Below are 23,218 nucleotides of genomic sequence, written 5' to 3' on the forward strand. Positions count from 1 at the left end.
CCAGCAGTGGACTTGTGCCACCTACGGTCGAATCGCGCCGTTAGGATTGCCCCTCCGGGTCCTAGGGGTGGGGGTCAGCACATGCGCGACGGCCGGTGGACCACGGTCACGGAATCCGAGTTCGACCACGAGCGCCGCGGCCTGGAAGCCATCCGTACCCGGCTTCCCGACGCCGAGCCGTGGCGCGCCTGGTCCAACTTCACCTTCACCTCGCCCACCGGTCACGTCCGCGAGGTCGACCTGCTCGTCGTCGGCCCGAGCGGCGTCTTCATGGTCGAGCTCAAGGACTGGCACGGCTCCGTGTCCGGCGAGAACGGCACCTGGGTGCAGACCACACCCGGCGGCCGCCGCATCCCGCACGGCAATCCGCTGCACCTGGTGAACAAGAAGGCCAAGGAGCTGGCCGGACTGCTCCGCCAGCAACTGGCCGCGCACCAGTACCGCCGGCAGGTGTGGGTCGGCGAAGCCGTCTGCTTCACCGATGCCTCGCTGCGCGTCCAGCTCCCGCCCAACGACCAGAACGGCGTCCACACCGTCGCCGCGCTGACCGAGATGCTGCATCAGCCGCCCCACGACGAGCGGCACCGCATCGACGCCACCGGCTCCCGGCAGATCAAGGCCGCCCTGGAGCGCATCGGCATCCGCCGCAGCGACGCCGAGTACAAAGTCGGCCCGTACCTCCTGGAGCGGAAGGCGTTCGACACCGGTCCCACCTGGGCGGACTACCTCGCCCGCCACGAGGAGCTGCCGGAGCGGGCCCGGATCCGGGTCTACGTGCGCGAGCGCGGCTCGGACGCCTCCCTGCGCGAGTCGGTCGAGCGCGCGGCCCGCCGCGAGGCCTCGATACTCCAGCGGTTCCGGCACCCCGGCGTGGTCCAGCTCAAGTCGTACGACGCCTCCGGGCACTCCGCCGGCCCCGCCCTCGTCTTCGACCACCACCCGCAGACCCTGCGCCTGGACGACTACCTGCTCCAGCACGGCGAGAAGCTCGACATCCTCTCCCGGATGGCGCTGGTCCGGCAGCTCGCCGAGACGATGCGGTCCGCGCACTCCAGCCGCATCCACCACCGGGCGCTGGCCGCGCGCTCGGTGCACGTCCTCCCCCGAAGCCGCAGCCGCAGCCCCCGAAACGCCAGCCCCCGAGGCGACGGCGGCCGGGCCCAGGCGCTCGGCGAGGACGCGGCCTGGCTCAGCCCCCACCTCCAGATCTCCGACTGGCAGATCGGCACCCAGCACGGCGGCACCCTGGGCGGCACCACCCCCGGAGCCACCCGTTTCGCCCCGACGTCGCTGTCGCTGAAGCACCTGTCCCTGGGCGCCGACCCCTACCTCGCGCCGGAACTGACCGCGCTCAATCCCGACCCGGTGTATCTGGACGTCTACGGCCTCGGCGTCCTCACCTATCTCCTGGCCACCGGAAAGCCCCCGGCCGCCAGCCAGGCCGAACTGCGGGCGCGGCTGGAGGCGGGCGAGGGCCTGCGGCCCAGCGCCGTGGTGGACGGCCTGTCGGAGGACATCGACTTCCTCGTCCAGGCCGCCACCGCCTACCGGCCGAGGCAACGGCTCTCCTCGGTCGCCGAGTTCCTGGAGATGCTGGAGGCCGTCGAGGACGTCCTCACCGCCCCGGCCGGCGCCCCGGCCCCTGCCCTCGAGACCTCCGAGGCGCCGCAGACGCCGCAGACCCCGGAGAAGGACCCGCTGGACGCGGTCACCGGTGACGTCCTGGCCGGCCGTTGGGAGGTCCGCCGCCGGCTCGGCACCGGCTCGACCAGCCGCGCCTTCCTCGTCCGCGACCTGGAGGCGGAGGCCCGCGGGACCCGCCCGCTGGCCGTGCTGAAGATGGCGCTGTCCGACAGCAGGGGCGAGATCCTCCAGCGCGAGGCCGAGGTGATGGGCCGCCTGCGCCCGGACTCCCGGATCATCCGCCTGGTCGAGCCGCAGCCGCTGACCATCGGCGACCGCACGGTCCTGGCCCTGGAGTACGTGGGCGACGAGCGCGAGGAGTCAGCGGAGGAAGCGAGTACGGCGGGGCGTACGCGGCACCGCCAGGAGACGGTGGCCCGCCAGCTCCGCGAGGTCGGCCGGCTCAAGATGGACCAGCTGGAGGCGTACGGCGACTACCTCTTCGGGGCCGTGGACTTCCTGGAGGGCGAGAGCGTCTGGCACCGCGACATCAAGCCGGACAACATCGCCGTACGCATCCGCCCGAACCGCACCCGCGAGCTCGTCCTCATCGACTTCTCGCTGGCCGGCTACCCGGCGAAGAACCACGACGCGGGCACGGAGGGCTACCTCGACCCCTTCATCGGCACCCTCACCCGCACCGCCTACGACTCGCACGCCGAGCGGTACGCGGTCGCGGTCACCCTGCACGAGATGGCGTCCCGCGAGCTGCCCAAATGGGGCGACGGCTCGGTCCTGCCGCGCAGCACCGACCCGAAGGAATTCCCCTACCCGACCATCGCGGCCGACGCCTTCGAACCCGCGATCCGCGACGGCCTGGTCCGTTTCTTCCGCAAGGCCCTGCACCGGGACGCCGCACAGCGCTTCCCCGAGCTGAAGCCGATGCGGGACGCCTGGCGGCGGATCTTCCTCGACGCCGCGCAGGCCGCGCCCTCCAGCCACCGCTCGCGCCACCCCGAGACCGCCCCGGACACCGACCGGCCGGGACTGGGCGAGGCCGAGCCGCTCAGCGCCGAGCAGCAGCGCGAGATGCTGGCCGGGCAGGTCACCCGCGACACGCACGTGTCGGCCGCCGGCCTCACCCCCGCCGCCGAGTCCTTCCTGTACGGCCTCGGCATCACCACCGTCGGCCAGCTCCTCGACCACAGCCGCCGCAAGCTCCTCAACGCGCCCGGCCTGGGCGCCAAGACCCGCACCGAAGTGCAGCGCCGCCTGCGGCAGTGGGGCGACCTCCTGCGCGAGGCGCCCGTCTCGCCGCTCACCCCGAAGGGCCGCGCCGAGGCCAAGGAGGAGATCGCCCAGCTCAGCGCCGCCGAATCGGCGCTCCTCGGCACCACCGCCGCCGGCGCCGAACTCTCCGACACCTCGCTGCGCGCGATCAGCCTCGACACGCTGGCCACCTTCCTGGTCCCGGAGCCGAACAACAACGGCGCCAACGCCAACAAGGTGGAGATGGTCCGGCTCCTGCTCCGGCTGCCGAACGACCGCGGCGAACTGCCCGGCATCGGCGTGTGGCCCAAGCAGAAGGACATCGCCGACAAGCTCGGCCTGTCCGCGGGCCGCATCCCGCAGATGCTCAAGGAAGAACGCAAGCGCTGGAAGAAGCACCCGGCCGTGCAGGCCCTGCGGGCGGAGATCATGCAGCTGCTCGTGGACCTGGGCCGCGTCGCCCCCGCCGTCGAGATCGCCGACGCGCTGGTCGTACGCCGCGGCACCCAGCTGCGCGGGGAGCACCGCCGCGCCCTCGCGATGGCCGCGGTACGAGCGGTGGTGGAGGTCGAGCAACTCGACCCGGAGACCGCCGAGTTCCGGCACCAGGCCAATCGCAAGGCGACCGAGGAGTCCCTGGGCGCCGGCCTGCTCGCCCTGGACGTACGGGAGAGCGACGCGCCCGACACCCCGTCCGCACCCGCGCTGCTCGACTACGCGACCCGCCTGGGCCACACCGCCGACCGCCTCAGCCGCCTGGAGACCCTGCCCACCGCCGCCACCGTCCTCACCGAGCTGGGCGCCCTCTCCCTCCCGCCCGGCACCCTCGAATGGGACGAGCGCCGCCTGGTGGAACTCGCCGCCGCGGCCTCGCAGAACGCGGCGGCCACCCCGCGCCTGGAGATCTACCCACGCAATCTCCCGCTGGTCCGCGCGCTGCGCCTCACCCAGGCCGGCCTGGTGCCGTTGATCCCGGGCATGCCCGAGGAGAAGCAGCCGGGCCTGCCGCCCCAGGAGGTGCACGAGCGGGTACGGGCCCGCTTCCCCGAACTCGTCGTCGACGACGGCCGCGGCGGAACCACCCACGACCTGCCCACCGGCACCCGCCTCACCAAGGCGCTCAAGGACGCCGGCTTCGAGCTGAAACTGGCCACCCGCGAGCCCGTCGGGACCCTGCGCTACTTGCCCGCGCACATGGACAGCGACTCCAGCTATCTGACCACCGGAGCCGTACGCCACTCCACCACAATGGGCGCTGTCACCCGCTACGCCGACGACCCGCGCATCGCCTCCGCCGCCCGCGCCGAGGAACTGCTCACCGCCTCCGCCCGCCGCGACGGCTACCGCGTCCTGACCATGCGCCACGCCCTGACGCGCGACGCCGTACGGGAACTGGCCGCCCCCCGCATTGGCGCCCAGGAAATCTCGGTCACCGCGCTCTTCCTCCAGGCCCTGCACGCCCTCGTACCGGCCGGCACCAAGCCGACCTGGGAGACCCTGCTCAAGGCGGACGCGGCCGAACCCGGCTCACGCGGCGCCCTGAAGTTCACCGAATACGCGCGCACCGCCTGGGGCACGGTCGAGCCGCAGGTACGCGAGCTGCTGACGGCCGGCCCCGACGCCGGGCCCGTCCTGCTCACCGAGGCCGCGGTGTTCGCCCGCTACGACGCGATGGGCGTCCTCGACCGCCTCGCCGAAGCCGCCCGGCACGGCGGGCGCGGCCTCTGGCTGCTCGTCCCGCAGGGCGATCCCGCCCGCGAACCGAAGCTCGGCCCGGTGGCCGTCGCCTACCAGGCCGGCCTTGGCGAATGGATCGAAATTCCCGACTCGTGGGTCGAGAACGCCCACCGTTCGGGCGTGACCGCACAGAACGAGGGAGACGGCGAGTGATCGACCGCGCAGCACTGTTGGACGACCTGAAGAAGCAGGTCAAGGCGGTCGAGGCCGACTTAGCCAAGCAGGTCCGTGCGGTGACGGACGTGGGTACGCGGCTGCGCGCCGAGTACGACCGCGCGCGCGAACTCGGCCGCACGGCGGCCACCTGGAACTCCTGGCTCGACGAACGCATCACCCAGGTCGCGGCGGCCTGGGTCCTGGGCACGGTCTTCGTCCGCTTCTGCGAGGACAACCACCTCATCCCCGAGCCCTACCTCACCGCCCCCGAGGACGACCGCCGCGATCTCGCCCTCGCCCGGTACGAGGCTTACGTCGAGCGCGACGACAACCCCACGTATCGCGGCTGGCTCCTCCTCGCCTTCGCCGAGATGGGGTCCGGTCAGGCCGGTCGCCTGCTCTTCGACGAGCGGCACAACCCGCTCTACCAGATTCCGTTGTCGCACGACGGCGCGCGGGGGTTGATCGAGTTCTGGCGCGAGCGGGACGAAGTGGGTTCGCTGATCCACGACTTCACGGATCCGTTGGACGTTGACGGTGACGGCACGAAGGGCTGGGACACCCGTTTCCTGGGCGACCTCTACCAGGATCTGAGCGAGGCCGCGCGGAAGACATATGCGCTGCTCCAGACCCCGGAGTTCGTGGAGGAGTTCATCCTCGACCGCACGATGAACCCGGCGGTGCGGGAGTTCGGCTACGAGGGCTTGCGGATGATCGACCCGACGTGCGGGTCCGGGCACTTCGTGCTGGGTGCTTTCCGGCGGCTGGTGCGGTTGTGGAGTGAGGGTCAGCCCGGGAAGGACCTGCACGAGCGGGTGCGGGAGGCGCTGGACTCGGTGCACGGGGTGGACGTCAACCCGTTCGCGGTGGCTATTGCCAGGTTCCGGTTGCTGATGGCGGCGATGGCGGCGGCGCAGGTCGGGACGCTGGCGGAGGCCAACCAGTACGAGTGGCCGGTTCACCTGGCGGTGGGCGACTCCTTGATCAAGGCCCGCCAGATGGAGATAGGCATAAGGGGGACGAAGGGGCAGAATGCCCTGGAGTTCACGGCGGATGACACGGATGAACTGGCGGAGTTCTCCTACGCCACGGAGGACGTCCACGAGCACAAGGGGATTCTGGAGGCCGGGCGGTACCACGTGGTGGTGGGGAATCCGCCTTACATCACGGTGAAGGACAAGAAGCTCAACGAGCTGTACCGGGGGCTGTACGACGCTTGCGCGGGTACCTACGCCTTGTCGGTGCCGTTCGCTCAGCGGTTCTTCGAGCTGGCGAGGAAGGGCGACCAGGACGGCCGGGGCTACGGCATGGTCGGCCAGATCACGGCGAATTCCTTCATGAAGCGTGAGTTCGGCACCAAGCTGATCGAGAGCTACTTCCGTAACCGGATTGAACTGACAGAGGTCATCGACACGTCGGGGGCCTACATACCCGGCCACGGCACGCCGACTGTCATTCTGGTCGGCAAGCGTCGAGAGGGCAGCGGCCGGGCGGCCACTGTTCGTACGGCGCGAAGCGTCCAGGGCGAGCCCGGGGCCCCGGAGAAGGCCGAAGAGGGGCTGGTCTGGCGAGCCATCGTGGACCAGATCGATAGGCCGGGATCGGTCAGCCAGTGGGTCTCCGTAGACGACCTGGAACGTCGGCAATACTTTGGCAGGCAGCCATGGATTCTCGCTGACGGCGGCTTGGAAATGAATCAGCGAATTGAAGCGATCCACGTCCGTAAACTGTCCGAATCGCAGCGCACCATCGGACGGTACGCCCACACGGGAGGTGATGAGGCGTACTTCGCACCCAGCAGCACATGGTCGCGTTACCAGGTCAGCAACGCACACATTATTCCGCTGGTCGGCGGAGATGCCGTTCGTGACTGGGGGATCGCTCCCGACACGGAAGCCGTCTTCCCCTACAACAGCGAACTGCAAGCCGAGTTGACAGATGACTTCTCCCATCTCCTCTGGTGCCACCGCTCGATCTTGCGCGAGCGACGAGAGCCCGGAGGGACCCATGAGGAGATTGGACTCACTTGGTACGAGTGGAGCCGCTGGCACCCCGAACGCTACTCGGTAAAACTCGGAATCTCTTTCCCATTCGTGGCCACACATAATCACTTCGCGCTCGATCGAGGCGGCAAGGTATTCAATCGCACCGCACCTGTGATCAAGTTGCGGGAAGGGGCGAGCGAGGAGGAGCATCTGCAACTGCTGGGACTTCTCAACAGCTCCACCGCTGGATTCTGGCTCAGAATGGTCTGCCACGATAAAGGGAACCGTGGTGGCGAGCGCGGCACTGGACGTTACGCGTGGGAGAGCTTCTATGAGTTCACTGGTACCAAGTTGGAAGATTTCCCTCTCCCTTCCGCTTACCCCACTGCTTTCGCCGCGGGCCTAGACACCCTCGCCCAACGACTCACAGCCGCAAGCCCCTGCACTCTTGTCGCTACAAGTGCCCCCACTATCAGCGCACTTCGCGAAGCCCAGACCTCCTGGCACTCCACCAGCGCCCGCATGATCGCCCTCCAGGAAGAGCTGGACTGGCAGGTCTACTCGCTCTACGGGCTTCACACCGAGGATCTGCGAATATCCGAGGACCCGGACGACCCCAACATTCCCGAGCTGGCCCTCGGAGAGCGGGCGTTCGAGATCGTGCTGGCACGCAAGGTCGCCGCAGGGGAAGCCAGTGACGAGTGGTTCAAGCGGCACGGGTCCACGCCCATCACGGAGATCCCCGCCCACTGGCCGGACGCCTACCGCGAGGTCGTCCAGAAGCGGATCGACGTCATTGAGTCGAGCCGGGCCATAGGGATGATCGAGCGGCCGGAGTACAAGCGGCGCTGGGCCACCGAGGGGTGGGACGCCCTTCAAGACAAGGCCCTCCGCAACTGGCTGCTGGACCGGATGGAGAACCGCGAGTACTGGTTCGACGAGAACGGTATGCCGGCCATCGTCACGCTCTCCCGGCTCACCGACGCCCTCTCACGCGACGAGGACTTTGTAGCGGTCGCCAAGATCTACGCACCCCGCAAGGAACTGCTGACCGTCGTCGCCGAGTTGATGACCGACGAGCATGTACCGTTCCTCTCAGCCCTGCGCTACAAGCCGACCGGGATGAAGAAGCGGGCGGACTGGGAGCACGTCTGGGACTTGCAGCGGCAGGAAGATACCGCCCCGGACGAGCCGGCCAAGCGGAAGATCCGGGACTCCATACCGGTGCCGCCGAAGTACACCTCGGCCGACTTCCTGCGGCCCTCCTACTGGCGGGCGCGCGGCAAGCTGGACGTGCCCAAGGAACGGTTCCTCTCGTACGGGCAGACCAACGCGGCCACCCCCACCCTGTACGGCTGGGCCGGGTGGAACCACCAGGAACAGGCGTACGCATTGCTCGCGTACATCGCGTCGCACGAGTCGATGAGCCCGGAGGAGTTGACGCCGTTCCTTGGCGGGCTGCTGGAACTCCAGCCGTGGCTGGACCAGTGGCATGACGACTTCGACCCGGTGTTCGGTGGCTCCCCGGCCGCGTACTTCCGGGGCGAACGCCAGGTGGAACAGGGCAAGCACGGTCTGACCGATGACGACCTGCGCGCGTGGCGTCCGGTCGCCGCCACCCGTGGGCGCCGGGCAGGCAAGACGCCTGCCTCAAGGCTGTCCCGTGAGTAGCTTCCGTGGCGGTGCTTCAGAGGAAGACCAGAGGGACGCCCTTCTCGATGCGGAGTCGCAGGATGCTCGCCAACTGGCGGGCGTCCGCGATGTGCTGCTGGAGGGGCGGATCGCCGCTGAGCTGCGTCCACTCATCGGCGATCGCCTCCAGCCGGGGCAGAGCACGTCGGTATGGCCGTGGCGAGCCCCGCAATCGCCACCGCACTGGCCACGAGTCCGGCATTCGCGGCTGATTCCACGTACGACCTCGGCTCGGGCAATCACACCGCTTCCGGCGGTTTGATCTGGCTCAACCGCTCCGTGACCGTCCAGGGATCAGTGACCGATATCGGTGGCGCCGGAACCCAGGTCGTATGCGACCCGTGGGCCAACAACACCGAACTCCCCCACCAAACGCGCACCGCGGTCGACGGAACCACGTCCTACAACTTCACGCTTGACGGCTCCCAGTGGCCGGGGGGCATCACCGAGGTTCTCGTTCTCGTGATTGACCTCCACACCGGCTATGGTGTCGACGAGCACGACTTTGTCCGACCGTAAGCCCACGGCCGCGGCCCACCGGGAATTCCCGGTGGGCCGTGGCCGTGTTTTCCTGCGGAATGCGCCGCGGCGGCGAATTGCGTGGAGCCTCTCGGCGGTGGGCGACTCAGTCAGCGTCGACCTCGCCGGGCCGTTGTCCGCGGTTCGCCGTGGCGGGAGCCGGCGGTCAGTGACTGTCGAAGTTGTCCGGCAGTACGTCGTTGTGGAAATTGTCCGGGACGGCCTCACTGTGCAGGTTGTCCGGAACGGCCTCACTGTGCAGGTTGTCCGGAACGGCCTCGCTGTGCAGGTTGTCCGGGACAGCCGAGGCCGGCGACGCTGCCACCGCCGCCGGCGCCCCAACTGCCCCCATCACCAGAACAGCCGCCGCGGCCAGCCCCGAAAGGGCGTGTCGGATCTTCAAGGGTTCCCCTCCCCAGTTCTCCTGCGATCACGAGCCGGCGCCGCCCCCGCCGTGGCGGGCGGTCGACCGTTCGTGATGGGAGACTAGGCCGCCTGGCGACGGCTGCCTTGACAATGCGTGCCCGGGCCTTGCCCATGCGTCTCCTGTTGCGACACCCGGACGCTGGCGTCACGCGGTCCCGGGTGCTTCTGTTCCGGCCACGGCTGGTCCAACTGGTCCCGGGAGGGACCTGACGAGCTTGGTCGTGCCCGGGCAGGTGCCCTCGTGGCCGACTCCACGGCGGCCTCGGGCACTACGCGGAAGCCGGCTCGTTCCACCGTGCCGCCGCCCGGGCCGCGCCGGAAGCCGTCCCGCCGGTCTCGGCCCGGTGGCCTGGCCAGGGGGTAGCCCTCGCGATCAGAGCACACCGCCGCGGAGCCACCACGCTCAGCGGATCACATGCGGAACTGGCCGTCCTCCACCGCGGATACGAAGGCCGTCCAGCTCTCCGCCGGGAACACGAGGACCGGCCCTTGCGGGTCCTTGCTGTCGCGGACGGCGAGGATGTCCGCGAAGTCGTCGCAGACCTCGACGCACGCACCGCCGTCGGGGTTGCTGTAGCTGCTCTTGCGCCAGGTCGCAGTGCTCAGGTTGATGAATCGCACGAGCTTCCTCCAAGGTGCGCAGGATGAACGTGGCTCCCGCGATCAGCCGATCGCGGGAGCCACCAGGGCTCGGAAACAGCTCAGGCCGCGAACCGGCCGTCCTTGACGGCGGACACGAAGGCCGTCCAGCTCTCCGCCGGGAACACAAGGGCCGGTCCTTGCGGGTCCTTGCTGTCGCGGACGGCGAGGATGTTCGCGAAGTCGTCGCAGACCTCGACGCATTCGCCACCGTCCTGATTGCTGTAGCTGCTCTTACGCCACGTCGCGGTGCTCAGCTCGATGGATCGCACGGCACTTCCTCCAAGATGCGCAGGATGAACTTCCGCGACTCGGCAGGAGACAGGGCCAGGTCGCGCATAGCATCGTAAGCACGCTGGAGGTGCTCCACAGCACTGCTTTCCTCGATGAGTTCACCTCGGTAGCCGTTCTCGGTGTAGGCCACCGTATTTCCGCCCGGCAGACGGAGGAACATGACCGTCGCATTCGTCAGGCCATGGATCCCGGCGCTGAACGGCAGCACCTGCATCGCCACCTTCGGCCGTTCCCCCACCTCCAGCAGGTACTCCAACTGCGTCCGCCACTCCCCTGCCTCCCGCATGGGCGTCCGCAATACCGCTTCCGACAGGATCGTGCGGAACGGTGGGGCGCTGTCGCCCTCCAGCAGTTCCCGGCGGCTCATCCGGGCCTCAGCCTGCTGGTCCAGTTCGTCACCTTCGAGGCCGCCCGCAACCAGCAACTCCATCGCATAGTCCGGCGACTGGAGCAGCCCTGGCAGGACGCTCACCGCGAAGTGCCACAGGCTCGTCGCCTCCGCCTCCAACGCCATATAGCGCCGGTACCGCTCGCGAAACTGGGTCTGGTCGCCGACCGCCAACTCCCAGAGCGCGAGCAGCAGGCCAGGCGTGCCGTAGTAGGTGTCGAGGGCTTGGACGACCTCGGGGCCGCCCACCGTCTCGCCCTTCTCCAGCTTGCCGAACAACGACGGGTCCCATCCGAGCCGTTCGCCGACCTGGCGCAGGGTCACCCCCTGCTGCGCGCGCAGCCTGCGCACCTCCTCGGCGAACCGCCTGCGCGGCTCCTGGCTCCGTCCGGTGATCACCCTTCTCGTCACCATGTCGTCTTCCTCCTCGAACTCCACGCTCCGCACTTCGCGCCTCACTTCGCATCTCGCACTCCGCTCCGCCCGCGCACCACGCCTGCAACCGCACCCGCGCCGGCGGTCACCAGTGGCAGGTACGGAAGGAGGGCGTACCGAGGGGAACCACGTCCCCTCGGAACCGCCCGTGCCTCGCGCCCGGATCCATCCTCGAAGTAGCTCGGTACTACGCACCGTATCCACCGGGTGCGCCCTCCGCAGGTGGATGACGAAAAAGCAGCAAAAAGGAGAAGGAGCACGGACATGGCCACCTCCACCCCGTCGCCGCAGCGCAAGGTCCAAGAGGCCGTCCAGGCCCGCGACGCCCTCGCCGCCGCCCTCAGCGGAGCGGGGATTCAGCTCCCCGCCATGGACGTCCGCACCCCCTGGCTGGGAGACCTGGCCGAGGAAGGAGAAGGGAGCAGCTCGGCGCGGTACGCCCTCGTGCACCTCGGGGTGTGCTCCGCGCCCGTGGCGCAGGAACTGGCCGAGGTGATCGCGCGCGGGGCCGCGCGATGACCGGCGGGCCGCCCATCCCCGTGGGAACGGCAGTACGTGACACCGCCCGTGACCGGATTGGCCTGGTCATGGGCCAGGAGGGGCCGTACTTCCAGCTCCGCCCGCTCGGTGGCGGCCGGGAATGGGACGCGGTCCCGGAGCGCGTGGAGCCGGTCGGCCCCGGGGAGTTGCCGCCGGCTCGCCTCGCCGGGGCCAACTCCCATAACTGCCAAGGAACTTCCGGCTAGCAGCGGGCCAATCGCCCCCTGCCGAGTGGTTGTCGAGGTCACGCGTGACCCGCTGTCCACCCGGGGGGATCCGTCAGGGCACCGACCGTCGCTCTTCCCCGCTTCGGGCGGTGCCCTGTCGATCTCCGGGGGCGCCACGACCTCCACGTACCTGCACACGCACCTGCTCAGCCGCATGCGCCGAAGCTGATGCCGTACGGGCCGTCAGGCCCGCAGCCCGGCCGTACATCCCGCTCGCCCACCTGTCCCCCGGCCCCGGCCCGCCCTCGTCCTCAATCCGCGGCTTCGGTGAGGTCGATCGCGAGCACCTTGCCCAGTTCCTTGCGGCTCGCCACGCCCGTTTTCCGGTAGATCCGGTAGAGGTGGTTGTCCACGGTTCGCACGGTGATGCCGAGCTGGTCCGCGATGTGGCGGCTGCTCGTTCCGGCGGCGGCGAGGCGGGCGATGTCGCGTTCGCGGTCGGTCAGGCCGGGGGTCCAGCAGGCGAGGACGGCGGGGGTCATGACGCCTTCGCAGTGCCGGGCGAGTTGGCGGCAGCGGTCGGCGGCCTGCTGGGCGGCCGCGGCGGCGCCGTCGCGTACCCACAGCCGTGCCGCGTGCGCGGCGGCCTCGGCGGCGTGCAGGCGCATCCCGGCGGTGTCGAAGGCGGCACTGGCCTGTTCCGTGGCGGAGGCGTCGCGGGCGGCGAGGGCGGCGGCGTGTCGGGCGTAGACGGTGATGTGCGGGGCGTCGGTGACGGCGGCGAGTTCGGCGAGTCGGCGGGCGACGGGGGCGGACTGGCCGAGGCGTACCGGCAGGTGCAGCAGCTCCGCCTCCCAGAGCAGGGCCTGCTCGCTGCGGGCGTCGTCGGCCGCGCGCATGGCCTGCCGTGCGGCGTCGCGGACGCGGCCCCGGGCGGCCAGGATCCACGGCCGGGCCGCCTGGAAGACCGGGATGTGGAAGACGCGGTAGGACTCCACGCGGGCGAGGTGCGCCTGGTCGAGCAGCCGCTGCGCCGCGGCGGCGTTGCCGGTCATGGCCTCGACGGTGGCCCATTCGCCGAGGATCAGCGCTTTCGGGAACCAGGTGGTGTCGTCCCGCAGGGTGGCGGCCGCTTCCCGCATGTGCCGCCGGGCCGACCGCAGACGGCCGCGGCGGACGGCGATCCTGCCGAGGTAGAACTGCGCGGAACCCTCGTTGGCCGCCCACCCGGAATCGGCTCCCTGCTGGTAGAGGGCGGCGGCGGTGGCTTCGGCGGCGTCCAGGGGTCCCGAGAACGCCTGGACATTGGCGAGCCAGCCCAGCAGGCCGATCCGCATCATCGGCAGGTCGTCCGCACCCGGCACGATCGTCAGCGCCGTTTCGATCGCCTGCGTCGCGGCGCCGGTCCGCCCGTGGCAGAAATGATCGATGCACGCGGCGTAGAGCAGCCTGACGGTCGTCCGGGGGTTCGGCGCCGTGTGCTGCCGGGCCCGGGTGACGGCCTGTGTGTACGCCGGCCAGTCGGCCTGCGCGGCGAGCAGGACGGCCTGGAAGGCGGCGACTTCGGCCCGCGCGGCCTCGTCGGTCGTGGTCTCCTCGGTGCGGTGCAGCAGGTCCAGGGCGTCGGCGGGCCGGTCGAGGGAGATGTACATGGTGGCGGCCCGCAGCACCACCGACATCACCTGATCGTCATCGGCGGTGGGGGCCGGCTGGATGCTGTGGTGGACCTGTTCCGCCTGCGCGCCGTCCCCGCTGTGGCCGAGGGCGAGGGCCAGCGTGCGGCGGGCCGCCGCGCCGCCGCCTGCCTCGCGGGCCGCTTCGGCCAGCCGTGCGGCGAGGGTGAAGTCCGTCATGGCGATGGCGTGTTCGGCCGCGGCGACGAGGAACCGCGGATCGGTGAGATCGCCGGCCGCCAGCCGCCAGTTGCCGACCCGTGCCAGGTCCTCGCGGCGGCGCATGCCCGTGCGCTGGATGGCCGCGGCCAGGTCCCGGCAGTACCGGCGCCGCCGGTGCGGTGGCATCCGCTGGCGCAGTACCTCCCCGTAGAGGGGATGGGCCAGCCGGACTTGGACGCGCCGGCCGTCGTCCTCGCTGACGATGAGGCCGCGTAGGTCGAGCTCGTCCACGATCGCGGCGCCGGCGAGGTGTTCGAGGACGGCCACGCCGAGGGGTTCGCCCAGCGCCAGGAGTTCGGCGGCGTGCCGCACCGCCGGGGAGAGCCGGCCGATGCGCTGACCGACCAGGTCGGACAGGTGCGTGCCGAGCCGGAAGGGGCCCGGCCAGCACCACACGTCCGCGACGGGGGCGAGTGTGCCGGAGGCGAGTCCGGCGTCGACGAGCTGCTGCAGCCACAGCACGTTGCCGCCGCTGTACTGCCACAGGCGGCGTACGGTCGCGGTCTGCACCTGCCCGCCCAGCACGCTTTCCAGCAGGCGGCCGACGGAATCCGGGCCGAGCGGCGGCAGGTCGACCCGGGCGGCGTATCCGCCGCGGACCAGTGCCTCGATCGCGTCGGGCACCGGCACGCCGGAGCAGGCGGTGAGGATCAGGCGGGTGCCGCCGCGTACGGCCATGTGCAGCACCAGGGCGGCCGAGCCGTCGTCGAGCAGGTGCGCGTCGTCGACGAAGAGGGTCTGTGCCGGGTTCGCTGCGCTTTTCGCGTTCCCTGCGCCCCCCGCGCTCCCGGGATCGGCGAGCAGCGCGTCGGCCAGGAAGCGCAGCAGGTTGGGACGCCCTTCCACGGCCGACAGGGTCGCGGGCAGCAGGTGGGCCAGCGCGCCGAAGGGGATCCGCGCGGCGCTCTCGGTGGCCGCTGCCGCCAGCACCCGCGACCCTTCCGGGTCGGCGGTCGCGGCCAGCAGCTCACGGGCCAGCCGCGTCTTGCCGACCCCGGCGGGCCCCGCGATCAGCAGGCCGGGCCGGCCCGACCCCGCCAGCAGCGCGGTCAGCTCGGTCAGCGTCTCCTCCCGGCCCGTGAACGGCCAGGAGAGCAGCGGCGCGGGCGCCTGGCGTCCACCGTCCGCCGACGGCGTCGGACGTATTCCCCGATCGGTCATCCTGGCAGCCCCCGGCAGGCCGGCCGGGCCCCACGTCTGCGGGCTCGGCCACGAATTGGAGTACCGCACTACTCACGACATGTCACAACCTCACCAATAGGTTCGAGGGAAGCACGCGGCGCGTGGGGGGCGCGCGATTGTCACGCCAATTCGTGCGAATTTTCTCCGCTGTTCCCATGATTCGGCTGCCGGTGCCGGCCGGCCGCGTTCCACCGGGCCGCTGGGCCTTTGCGCCGGGGTGACCGGCTCGGCCTTCCGCGTCATGTCCGCGACGTCACCCGCACACCGGTCGCACCTCCCTCTTGTGCTGACACCACACCACCTTGTCGATCTTGTCGATCTTGTCGATGGAGGCACCGTGAGAATCAGGATTCGCCCGCGCGCCGAAGGTGGCGCCGCACGCCGCCGCAGGCTGCGGTTGATCGGGACACTGGGCACAGCTCTCCTCGCCGTCGCCGTGCCGATGTTCGCCTCGGGCGCGGCTCAGGCGGCAACGGGCACCTACACCTCCTTCGGGGTGGCCGACTGGGACGCCGACGGCCACCAGGACATCGTCACCCGGAACAACGGGACGAGTGACCTGTGGCTCTACCCGGGAGAGGGTCACCGCGGCTATTCCGCGCAGGCGCCGGTGAAGATCGGCAACGGCTGGGGCGGGTACACGCCGTTCGGGGTGGCCGACTGGGACGGTGACGGTCACAAGGACATCATCGTCCGCAACGACACGACCGCCGACCTCTGGCTCTACCCCGGAGAGGGCCACCGCGCCTACTCATGGCAAACACCCGTGAAGATCGGCAACGGCTGGAACGGGTACACCCCCTTCGGGGTGGCCGACTGGGACGGTGACGGCCATCAGGACATCGTCGTCCGCAACGACACCACCAACGACCTGTGGCTCTACCCCGGCGAAGGCGTCCGCGGCTACTCATGGCAAACACCGGTCAAGATCGGCAACGGGTGGGGCGGCTACACCCCCTTCGGCCTCGCCGACTGGGACAGCGACGGCCACCAGGACATCATCGTCCGCAACGACACCACCGCCGACCTCTGGCTCTACCCCGGCGAAGGCCACCGCGGCTACTCATGGCAAGCGCCGGTCAAGATCGGCAACGGCTGGTAACCGCCCGGTCGCGGCAGCCCCTTCGCGGTCTCGGCCTTGCGCGACGGCCCGTCGGATTCTCCGGCGGGCCGTTCCGGTCGTCCGGGGACGCCGCCCGGCGGCGCCGACCGGGCCGAATTCCCGTCTACCGAGGGGCCGTTGGGGTCGTGCGTGACATGCTGTCCACCGGGGGGATTTATCGGATCATCGTCCGCCGTCACTCTTGCGTGTGCCGGGCGGTGCCGGTGCGATCTCCGGGCAGCACAGACGGTGGCCGACGGCGTACGCATCGCCGTGCGGCACCGCCGGAAGGAGAGCGAGTAGCGCATGGCCCAGCAGCCTCTGCTCCGGGATGTCATCGACATCAAGGAGAAGGTGTCCACGTCCGACTTCGTCCTCCAGTTGTCGGAAGCCACGACTCCCGAGGGCGCCGGGCGGGCGCTGAAGGACTACGTGGTCACCGAGCGGCTGCTGGAGAACTTCGACGAGGCGCTGAGCCTGATCAAGGCCGCGCTGGACGGGCACGCGTCGAAGGCGTCATATCTGCACGGCTCGTTCGGTTCCGGCAAGTCGCACTTCATGGCGGTGCTGCACGCGCTGCTCAGCGGCGGTCCGGCCGCCCGGGAGCGCAGGGACTTCGACCCGCTGCTGACCAAGCACGAGTGGCTGCTCACGGACGGCAGGAAGTTCCTGCTGGTGCCGTATCACATGCTCGGCGCCAAGGCGCTGGAGCAGCGGGTCCTCGGCGGCTACGTCAGCCATGTGAAGAAGCTGCACCCCGAGGCGCCGGTGCCGCAGGTGTACCGGACGGACTCGCTGTTCGAGGACATCCGCGCGATGCGGGCCCGGATGGGCGACCGGAACGTCATCGCCGGGCTCGCGCCGGCGGACGGGGACGGCGCGGAGGACGACGAGTGGGGCGAGTCGTTCGCGTGGACCCCTGAACTGCTGGACACGGCACTCGAGGCCGAGGAGGTCCACGAGTCGGGGCAGGCGCTCAATCTGGTGTCGCCGTCCACCCCGGCGGAGCTGCGGGCCCGGCTCGTGCAGGACGCGAGCAGCAATCTGCTGCCCGGCTTCATGAAGAACGCCGCCGAGGACGAGCACGGCTTCGTCTCGCTCGACGCGGGCCTGTCGGTGATCGCCGAGCACGCCAGGTCGCTGGGCTACGACGGTCTGATCCTCTTCCTGGACGAGCTGATCCTGTGGCTGGCCACCCTCATCCACGACCAGAAGTTCGTGGCCCGCGAGGCCGGCAAGATCACGAACTTCGTGGAGGGCGGCGACGCGCGGCGCGCCATCCCCGTCGTGTCGTTCATCGCCCGCCAGCGCGACCTGCGCGACCTGGTCGGCGAGGAGGTCTCCGGCGCCGCCGAGTCCGCCATCCAGGACACCCTCAACCTGGCCTCCGGCCGGTTCGACAAGATCACCCTGGAGGACCGCAACCTCCCCCAGGTCGCGCACGCCCGGCTCCTCCAGCCCAAGGACGACGAGGCCGCCGCCGCGATCCGGGAGCAGTTCGAGCGGACCCGGAAGCTGCGGCAGGAGGTGTGGGACACCCTGCTCGGCTCCGACCGGGGCCCGGACGGCGTCGGCGCCGACGAGGACAGCTTCCGGCTCACGTACCCCTTCTCGCCCGCCTTCATGGACACGCTGGTGCACGTGTCGTCCGCGCTCCAGCGCAACCGGACCGGCATGAAGCTGATGGGCCAGTTGCTCGCCGACCACCGCGCCGACCTGCGGCTGGGCGACCTGGTGCCGGTCGGCGACCTGTATCCGCTGATCACCGCGGGCGGCGACAAACCGTTCACCGACAGCCTGAAGGTCGTCTTCGAGGCCGCCGACAAGCTGTACAAGACCAAGCTGCGCCCGTACCTCCAGGAGCACTACCAGGTGACCGAGGAGGACATCGAGCGCTACGCGCACCGCCGCGCGACCATCACGGACCCCGGGCTGCTGAGCCGGCTCCAGTCGTTCACCGGGGACAACCGCATCGTCGGCACCCTGCTGCTGTCCGCGCTGGTGCCGAGCGTGCCCGCGCTGTCCAACCTGACGATCCGGCGGCTGTCCGCGCTCAATTACGGTTCGATCGTCGCCCCGATCCCCGGCCGCGAGTACGGCATCCTGCAGAGCAAGATCGGCGAGTGGGCGGCCCGGTTCCCCGAGATCAAGCAGACCGGCACCGACGCCAACCCGGGTGTGCGGCTCGAACTGTCCGGCATCGACGTCGACTCGGTGATCGCCAACGCGGCGGTCAACGACAACCCGAACAACCGCGTCGCGCTCGCCAGGCGGCTGCTCGCCGAGGAACTCGGGGTGTCCCAGGGGCGCCTGTCGGACGAGCTGGGCTTCGTGTGGCGCGGCACCCAGCGCGCGGTCGAGGTGGCCTTCGGCAACGTCGCGGACACCGACGAGCTGCCCGATCACGAGCTCAGCCCGCTGGACGGGGACCGCTGGCGAATAGCCGTCGGCCTGCCGCTGCCGGAAGGGGAGTTCGGCCCGCGGGACGGGGTCAGCCGGCTCCAGGGCCTGCGGGAGAAGCAGCAGGGCGAGCGGTGGCGCACGGTGGCCTGGCTGCCGGCCCACCTGTCCAAGCAGCGCTACCAGGACTTCCGGCGCCTGGTGATCATCGACAAGGCGCTCGCCGACGAGCAGCGCTTCAGCACGCAGTACGCGGTCCATCTCAACGCCGACAACCGCGCCCGGGCCAAGGGGCTGCTGGAGACGCAGCGGGAGTCGCTGCTGCGGAACGTCAAGGCGGCCTTCAAGCAGGCGTACGGACTGGCCCAGAAGAAGCCCGACGACGTGGAACTGGGCTTCGACGACCACCTGGCGTCGCTGCGCGACGTCGAGGGCCTCAAGCTGTCCTTCGCCCAGTCGCTGAGCGACGCGCTGCGGCACATCGCGGGCAAGCTGCTGGCCGCCCAGTACCCGGCCCATCCCGACCTCGACCCGGCCGGCAACGGCACGGTCGTCAAGCCGGCCGACGCGCGCCGCGTGTTCACCCACGTCCGCGCGGCGGCCGAGGCCCGCGACGGCCGGGCCGAAGTGCCCAGCGGCGACCGGGCGCTGATGGAACGGGTGGCGGTGCCGCTGCGCCTGGGCCAGCAGAAGGAGGCGTACTTCGAGCTGTCCCCGTACTGGGCCGACCACTTCCGCAAGCTCGCGCGGGAGGAGGGGGTCACCGACCCGTCGGTGATCAGGCTGGCCGACTGGACCGACCGGCCCGAACCGCGCGGCCTGCCCGACTTCCTGGCCAAGCTGGTGGTGGCGTCCTTCGCCGAGATGGACGACCGGGTGTGGGTGCGCGGCGGCACGGTCCTGGACCCGGCGCCCGAGCTGTCGCAGATCGCGGACCACGACGCGCTGCGCAGCCAGCCGCTGCCCTCGGAAAGCGACTGGGAGGCCGCGCGGCTGCGCTTCGAGACCGTCTTCGGCGTCAAGGCCCCGACGCTGCGCCGCAGCCGCATGGTCAACCAACTCGCCCGCCAGATCGCCGAGGCGGTCCGGGAGCACGAGGACGCGGCCGCCGAGCTGGTACGGCGGCTGGAGGAGCACGCCGACTTCCTCGCACTCGAGGAGACCGACGAGACCGCCCGGCTGGTCCTCGCCCGCAAGGCCGTGGACCTGCTCAAGGCGCTCAAGGGGGCCGGCGGCGCGAAGAAGACGGTGAAGGCACTCGCCGCGTTCGACCTGGGCGAGGTCAGCGCGGACCGCTACGGCACGTCCATCCGGCAGGCCCGCAAGGTGGCCGAGGCACTGGACCGCGCCTCCTGGTCCACCCTCGAACTCGCCCTGAACGAGGGCCCCGAGGGACTGGCCCTGCTCGATGCGCTGCGCACCACTGCCCAGCGGGACCAGCGCACCCACGATCTGCGCGAGGCCCTGAGCCGCACCCAGCAGGAGGTGCTGGCCCTCCTCAAGCGCAACCGGGCGGCGGCTCAGGCGGCGGCTCGGCCTGCTCCTGTGCCTTCGGTGCCTTCGACGCCCTCGATGCCGGAGCGGCCCGGCGACGTACGGCTGGACACCGTGAGCAGCCACCCGGCCGTATCGGAGGAACCGCCGGCCGCTTCCGACTCCGCCGGCCCGGCCGCCAAGGGGCGGCCCAAGCGTTCCGGGGGCGGGCGCACGACGGTCGCCTGCGTGGTGGCCGAGCTCCAGGCCGAACTCGCCGAGCTCGCCGCCAGCGAGCCCGGCGCCACCATCGAGATCAGCTGGAAGGTCGTCGGCGAATGAGCATGACGGCCGCTGCGGTCGCCGCACGCCTGAACCTGGCGACCGTCACGCAGTATCTGTCGTCGCAGAAGTCGCTCGCCGACCCGCTCACCGGCGGCGGCCGGCCCCATGTGGTCCTCCTGCGGTCCGTCCCCCAGTGGGACGGCCCGGAGCAGCCGGTGTGGGCGGAGGGCAGGACCGCCCGGATCGCGGCCGCCCCCTCGGCGCTCGCCGTCCACGAACTGGTCATCGGCCATCTCACGGATATGCGTACCGGACCACCGGTCCTCGTGGTCCTCACCGACCGGGAGGAGAGCGAACTCGACCCGGCGATCCTGGCGCGCGCCCACAAGAAGCGCGTGTCGGCGGTGGACCACTGGGAGGTGGTCCGCGAGGCGTTCGGCGCCGGCCACGTCGATTCCCGCCTCAAGGACGACAACTGGGCCGCCGAGGCGCTGCTCGACGCCGCCCCGCCCGGTGGCTGGCGTCCACTGGGCGGCGGCCTGCTGTCCCGCCGTACGGCACTGGTCCGGCTGGCGCTGCGGCGGCTGCGGCTGGGGGCGTACGGCGACACGTACGACCGCCCGCAGCCGGAACCGGCGGGCGACGGCATCGACACGCACACCGTCTTCGGCTGGTCCCTCACCCCCGGCGGCCCCGAGCGGTTCCTCGCGCTGCGCGGTCCCGAACGCGCGGCGCTGGCCGGCTTCCTCGGCGAGGAGGACCAGGCGGGCCTCGCGGGCCGGGCGCTGTTCGCGCTGGTCGAGGCCGAGCACGGCGCGGACGCGGTCGCCTTCGGCCTGGTGTGCTCGGCCCTGTGGCGGCACGCCGACGCGGACGCCGACGTCTACCGGGCGCGCGGGCGGGCCGAGCGCTGGTTCGGCGAGCAGCCGCCTGCTGCGGGAGCCGAACTTGACGCGCTGGCCGGCGCGTTCGGCAAGGCGGCGGAGGAGTACGTCACGGCTCGGCTCGCGGTCGCGGCACGGGTCGCCGAGGGCGACGACCACGCGGAGGAGACCCGCGAGGCGCGCCGGATCGGGGAGACGGTCCTGGACCGGGCCTCCCACCTGGTCCGCCAGTTCGGCGCGGAAGCGGCCGCCGCGGCGAGCCCGGTGCTGCCCGCGGGGCTGGACACCCGGTTCGCCGCCGTGGCGCGGGCCTTGGCGGCGGGCGGGATCGCCGAGCTGGCGGACGCCGTCGCCGCGCTCGGCACCCACGCGCGCGCCCAGGGGGCCGAGCCCAGAGCACGTATCGAACGCGCCCGCATGGCCCAGCGGCTCACGGGGTGGCTGGCGTCCAACCCGGCCGCCGAGTCCGGCTCGGTGGGAGACGCGATCGAGCAGCACATCGCCGGGACGAGCTGGGTGGACCGTGCCCTCGAGTACATCGAGGCCGGCGGCGACCCCGACCCACTGCTGAGGTCCGCGTACGGCGCCCTCGCCGCGCGCGTGCGCGAGCGGCGGCACGGGATCGACCGCGACTTCGCCCAGCGGCTCGCCGTCTGGACCGCGTCCGGCACACCGCCCGGGTCGATGCTCACCGTGGAGACGTTCCTCGACCGCGTCGTGCGACCGGTCGTGCGCGGCGGCACAGGGCGCCGCGTCCTGCTGCTCGTCCTGGACGGCATGAGCGCGGCCATCGCCGCCGAGCTGGGCGAGGAACTGCGCGCGTCCTGGGCGGAGTACGACCCGCTGGACGAGGGCGCGCCGCGCCGCCGGGCGGTGGCCGCCGCGCTGCCCACCGTGACCGCGGTCAGCCGTACGTCCCTGCTCACCGGTCGGCTCATGAAGGGGTCGCAGGCAGAGGAGAAGCGGCTGTTCCCCGCGCTGGCGCTGTGGGGGCGGCAGAAGGCGGCCGTCTTCCACAAGGACGACCTGGAGACCAAGGACGCCGGGGACCCCTTCGGCCCGGAGTTGCTGGCGGCGCTGACCGACGGCGAGAGCCATGTCGCCGTCGTCCTGAACGCGATCGACGACCGGCTCGCCAAGGAGCAGAAGCTCGGCGACGGCGCCTGGAAGGCCGAGCACATCCCGGCGCTGCTCGGCCTGCTGCGCATCGCCGCCTCCGAGGGCATGGCCGTCGTCCTCACCAGCGATCACGGGCACGTGGTGGACCGGCACGGCGTGAAGGTCGACGCCGACGCCCCGGAGTCGGCCCGCCACCGGGCCCCCGGCGGGGCGCTGCACGAGTCGGAGGTCGCCCTGTCCGGTCCGCGCGTGGTCGGGCCCCAGCCCGGCGGCTCGATCGTCGCCCTGTGGGACGCCGACTCCCGGTACACCGCGCGCAAGGCCGGCTACCACGGCGGCGCGTCGCTCGCCGAGTTCGCGATTCCGGTGCTGGCCTTCCTGCCCTTCGGCGCCGAGCCGCCCGGCGGGTGGCGGGAGTTGGGCGACCAGCGGCCGGGCTGGTGGCTGACCGACCGGTCCGGGGCGCAGGCCGCAAGCCCGCTGGTTGCCGCCCAGGCCACCCCCGCCGCCACTCCGAAGAAGCCGGCCCGCCAGAAGCCCACCAAGGCCCAGGCCGAGCTGGCCCGGAGCCACGATTCCCTGTTCGAGGTGGCGCCGGTCGCTCCGGCCGCGGCCCCGGCCCCGGCTCCGGCTCCGGCTCCGGCTCCGGAGGACAGCGGGGCGCTGCCGACCCCGGCCGCCGTGGGCCCGGACCAGGGCCTCGTGGACCGGCTCCTGGCGTCGGAGGTCTTCCACGACCAGCTGGAACTCCTGGCCCGCAGGCCCAAGAACCTGGACAAGATCGAGCAGGCGATCAGCGCCCTGGTCGACGCGGGCGGCACCCTGCCCGTCACGGCCCTCGCCCAGCGCATCGGCTATCCGCCGCCCCGCGCCGACGGCTTCGCCGCCGTCCTGCGCCAGCTCCTCAACTACGACGGCGTCCAGGTCCTCGAAACGCTGCCGGACGGGCGCACCCTGCGCCTTGAACCGGCCCTGCTCCGCAGTCAGTTCGGCCTGGACTGACACCGC

Annotated in this window: 12 protein-coding genes; 7 read left to right on the plus strand and 5 right to left on the minus strand. The window is 71.2% G+C overall.

Annotated features, from left to right (window positions below; translation table 11 throughout):
- Positions 1 to 81 precede the first annotated feature (81 nt).
- The 3 genes from pglW to ITX44_RS25530 all read left to right on the plus strand — a co-directional run bounded on the left by pglW (position 82) and on the right by ITX44_RS25530 (position 8,981).
- On the plus strand, positions 82 to 4,782 hold the full coding sequence (gene pglW, locus ITX44_RS25520; protein ID WP_205359707.1) for a BREX system serine/threonine kinase PglW: 4,701 nt from the start codon (positions 82 to 84) through the stop codon (positions 4,780 to 4,782).
- Positions 4,779 to 8,441: a BREX-2 system adenine-specific DNA-methyltransferase PglX gene (pglX, locus tag ITX44_RS25525; RefSeq protein ID WP_205359708.1), complete on the plus strand. Its 3,663-nt coding sequence runs from the start codon at positions 4,779 to 4,781 to the stop codon at positions 8,439 to 8,441. The genes pglW and pglX overlap by 4 nt, the downstream gene beginning before the upstream one ends.
- 171 nt (positions 8,442 to 8,612) lie before the next feature.
- The gene (locus ITX44_RS25530; RefSeq protein ID WP_205359709.1) at positions 8,613 to 8,981 is read left to right on the plus strand and encodes a hypothetical protein; all 369 of its coding nucleotides are present in this window, start codon (positions 8,613 to 8,615) and stop codon (positions 8,979 to 8,981) included.
- A gap of 166 nt (positions 8,982 to 9,147) precedes the next feature.
- Here ITX44_RS25530 and ITX44_RS25535 read toward each other — a convergent pair whose 3' ends face one another.
- The 4 genes from ITX44_RS25535 to ITX44_RS25550 all read right to left on the minus strand — a co-directional run bounded on the left by ITX44_RS25535 (position 9,148) and on the right by ITX44_RS25550 (position 11,142).
- Positions 9,148 to 9,384: a hypothetical protein gene (locus tag ITX44_RS25535; protein ID WP_205359710.1), complete on the minus strand. Its 237-nt coding sequence runs from the start codon at positions 9,382 to 9,384 to the stop codon at positions 9,148 to 9,150.
- A 434-nt stretch (positions 9,385 to 9,818) separates the two neighbouring features.
- Positions 9,819 to 10,028: a DUF397 domain-containing protein gene (locus tag ITX44_RS25540; protein ID WP_205359711.1), complete on the minus strand. Its 210-nt coding sequence runs from the start codon at positions 10,026 to 10,028 to the stop codon at positions 9,819 to 9,821.
- An 80-nt stretch (positions 10,029 to 10,108) separates the two neighbouring features.
- Positions 10,109 to 10,318 (minus strand): DUF397 domain-containing protein, encoded by a 210-nt coding sequence (locus tag ITX44_RS25545; protein WP_205359712.1) that lies wholly within the window; start codon positions 10,316 to 10,318, stop codon positions 10,109 to 10,111.
- Positions 10,300 to 11,142 carry a helix-turn-helix domain-containing protein gene (locus ITX44_RS25550; protein WP_205359767.1) on the minus strand — a complete coding sequence of 281 codons (843 nt, stop codon included), beginning with the start codon at positions 11,140 to 11,142 and terminating at the stop codon, positions 10,300 to 10,302. The genes ITX44_RS25545 and ITX44_RS25550 overlap by 19 nt, the downstream gene beginning before the upstream one ends.
- Positions 11,143 to 11,427: 285 nt before the next feature.
- Here ITX44_RS25550 and ITX44_RS25555 point away from each other — a divergent pair, with 285 nt between their 5' ends.
- Positions 11,428 to 11,682: a hypothetical protein gene (locus tag ITX44_RS25555; RefSeq protein ID WP_205359713.1), complete on the plus strand. Its 255-nt coding sequence runs from the start codon at positions 11,428 to 11,430 to the stop codon at positions 11,680 to 11,682.
- 499 nt (positions 11,683 to 12,181) lie between these two features.
- Here the strand turns inward: ITX44_RS25555 and ITX44_RS25560 are convergent, their stop codons facing one another.
- The gene (locus ITX44_RS25560; protein WP_205359714.1) at positions 12,182 to 14,926 is read right to left on the minus strand and encodes a LuxR C-terminal-related transcriptional regulator; all 2,745 of its coding nucleotides are present in this window, start codon (positions 14,924 to 14,926) and stop codon (positions 12,182 to 12,184) included.
- A 358-nt stretch (positions 14,927 to 15,284) separates the two neighbouring features.
- On the opposite strand from ITX44_RS25560, the gene ITX44_RS25565 reads away from it, so the two are divergent.
- The 3 genes from ITX44_RS25565 to pglZ all read left to right on the plus strand — a co-directional run bounded on the left by ITX44_RS25565 (position 15,285) and on the right by pglZ (position 23,212).
- Positions 15,285 to 16,049 (plus strand): FG-GAP repeat domain-containing protein, encoded by a 765-nt coding sequence (locus ITX44_RS25565; protein WP_205359715.1) that lies wholly within the window; start codon positions 15,285 to 15,287, stop codon positions 16,047 to 16,049.
- A 306-nt stretch (positions 16,050 to 16,355) separates the two neighbouring features.
- Positions 16,356 to 20,264, plus strand: a complete 3,909-nt coding sequence (pglY, locus tag ITX44_RS25570; RefSeq protein ID WP_205359716.1) for a BREX-2 system ATPase PglY — start codon at positions 16,356 to 16,358, stop codon at positions 20,262 to 20,264.
- The gene (pglZ, locus tag ITX44_RS25575) at positions 20,261 to 23,212 is read left to right on the plus strand and encodes a BREX-2 system phosphatase PglZ (RefSeq protein WP_205359717.1); all 2,952 of its coding nucleotides are present in this window, start codon (positions 20,261 to 20,263) and stop codon (positions 23,210 to 23,212) included. The genes pglY and pglZ overlap by 4 nt, the downstream gene beginning before the upstream one ends.
- The last annotated feature ends 6 nt before the right edge of the window (positions 23,213 to 23,218 follow it).

Origin of the sequence: Actinacidiphila acididurans, assembly GCF_016918855.1 — a bacterium.
Classification (GTDB): domain Bacteria; phylum Actinomycetota; class Actinomycetes; order Streptomycetales; family Streptomycetaceae; genus Actinacidiphila; species Actinacidiphila acididurans.

Bases quoted from the DNA above. Each gene is read 5' to 3' on its own strand.
- ITX44_RS25530 (WP_205359709.1), top strand. From the start codon at position 8,613: ATGGCCGTGGCGAGCCCCGCAATCGCCACCGCACTGGCCACGAGTCCG.
- pglZ (WP_205359717.1), top strand. From the start codon at position 20,261: ATGAGCATGACGGCCGCTGCGGTCGCCGCACGCCTGAACCTGGCGACC.
- pglY (WP_205359716.1), top strand. From the start codon at position 16,356: ATGGCCCAGCAGCCTCTGCTCCGGGATGTCATCGACATCAAGGAGAAG.
- ITX44_RS25560 (WP_205359714.1), bottom strand. From the start codon at position 14,926: ATGACCGATCGGGGAATACGTCCGACGCCGTCGGCGGACGGTGGACGC.
- ITX44_RS25555 (WP_205359713.1), top strand. From the start codon at position 11,428: ATGGCCACCTCCACCCCGTCGCCGCAGCGCAAGGTCCAAGAGGCCGTC.
- pglW (WP_205359707.1), top strand. From the start codon at position 82: ATGCGCGACGGCCGGTGGACCACGGTCACGGAATCCGAGTTCGACCAC.
- ITX44_RS25550 (WP_205359767.1), bottom strand. From the start codon at position 11,142: ATGGTGACGAGAAGGGTGATCACCGGACGGAGCCAGGAGCCGCGCAGG.